This is a genomic window from Enteractinococcus helveticum (genome assembly GCF_001657475.1).
In the GTDB taxonomy this organism is placed as follows: Bacteria; Actinomycetota; Actinomycetes; order Actinomycetales; family Micrococcaceae; genus Yaniella; species Yaniella helvetica.
Map to the genome: position 1 here is coordinate 1 of NZ_LXEY01000093.1, position 1,617 is coordinate 1,617.

General features: G+C 58.6%; 1 protein-coding gene. It reads right to left on the reverse strand.

Going from position 1 to position 1,617, the window contains the following annotated elements; genetic code table 11:
• Positions 1-35: 35 nt before the first annotated feature.
• Positions 36-1,450 (reverse strand): IS3 family transposase gene (locus A6F49_RS14715; RefSeq protein ID WP_150119536.1). Its coding sequence is split into 2 segments (ribosomal slippage): positions 36-1,126 and positions 1,126-1,450, totalling 1,416 coding nucleotides; the frame shifts between segments, so codons are not numbered across the junction.
• Between the last annotated feature and the right edge of the window lie 167 nt (positions 1,451-1,617).

Genomic DNA, 1,617 nt, shown 5'->3' on the forward strand with positions numbered 1-1,617 from the left:
CGGTAATTTTCAAGTCGGGTGAGACCAGCGTGTGTTTAGGCGGCGAGTTGTGTGTCCTCCTGTGACGGTGGGGCGGGTTGGTTAATCCAGGCCGCAGCGGGCAGCTGCAGGGGTTTGGGTAGCTGGTGTTTGGCAAAGCGCTCTGGGTTGGTTTGCCAGGCGGTGTGCATCGCGTGGTGACGAATCTGGTCGACCTGGGCGGTGAGTCCGAAATGCACATCGGCTGGGGTGTGCAATCCGATGCCGGAATGCCGGTGTTCGTGATTGTACGCTTCAACAAAGTCATCCATAAACGCTCTGGCATGTTGTAAGGAGCCGAAGCGTTCCGGGAACTCGGGCAGGTATTTCAGGGTTTTGAAAGCCGCCTCCGAGTAGGGGTTATCGTTAGAAACCTTCGGCCGGGAATGCGATTTGACCACGTCTAGATCTGACAACAACGCGGTCACGGGTTTCGAGGTCATCGAGGAGCCACGGTCTGCGTGCACAACCTTGGGAATCCCATAGACGCCGAAGACGGTGGCCATGAAGTCTTCGGCCAGGCTGGCGGTCTCGCGAGTGTGGACGACACAGCCAACAATGAACCGTGAGAAAATATCCAGCATGACATAGGCGTTGTAGTAGATGCCCTTGGCGGGCCCGGCCAGTTTGGTGATATCCCAGCTCAAGACCTCACCGGGTGCGGTGGCCACCAGCTCGGGGATCGTTCGGGCTGGATGACGGGCTTGGCGGCGGCGTTCGGTCACCTGGGCGTGGTCGTGTAAGAGCCGATACATGGTGGACACAGAGCACAAATAGGTGCCTTCCGACAACAGCGTGGCATAGATCTGCTGGGGCGCCTGGTCGACGAACCGATCACTATGCAACACCGCCAGCACGTGGTCTTGTTCAGCAGCTGAGAGCTTGTTGGCCGGTGCTGATCGCGGCACCGGGTGTTTGTCGCCGGTGCCACCACGGGCTTCGGCTTGAGCGGCTCGGTGCATGGTCGATCGCGAGACCCCGGTGAGTGCTTGGGCCTGGCGGGTGGGCACCTTGGCTTCCACTAACTGCTGGTAGGCGGTTTTTAGCGGTTGTTGCGCTTGGGATCGTCCGAGTCCGCGCTCTTGGAGAGCTGTTCCAAGAGCGCGTGCGCTTTTCCAATAATGTCCAGGGCCGTCTGGGTGGTCTCCAAATCGCGCTCCCGCTCGGCCAGTTGGCGTTTCAACCGGGCAATCTCGGCCTGTTCCTTGGTCGGCTTGCCAATAGTCTCACCGGGTTGTTTGCCATCAAATAGGCCAGCATCGCGTTGCTTGCGCCATTGGACGATCTGGGAGGAATACAACCCATTGGCCCGCAAATACGCGCCGCCTTGCTGAGTTTGGATCGCCGCATCATAGGCTTCCAGGTGCGCCAATTTCTCGGCGACGCTAATCACCCGACGGCGAGGTTTGTCAGTGGAACCATCAGTGTGCATAACCCCATTATCCGCCACCGAGGCTAAACCTGAAACGGGCCCTGCCACGGACGGAGATGGGATGGAATACGAAGAAGTCGTCAAAGGAAAATCTTTCTGAAACGGGCCCTATCAAAAAGTGAACTTGCTACGAGCCGCTGGTCTCACCCCATGCTGACAGATAGGGG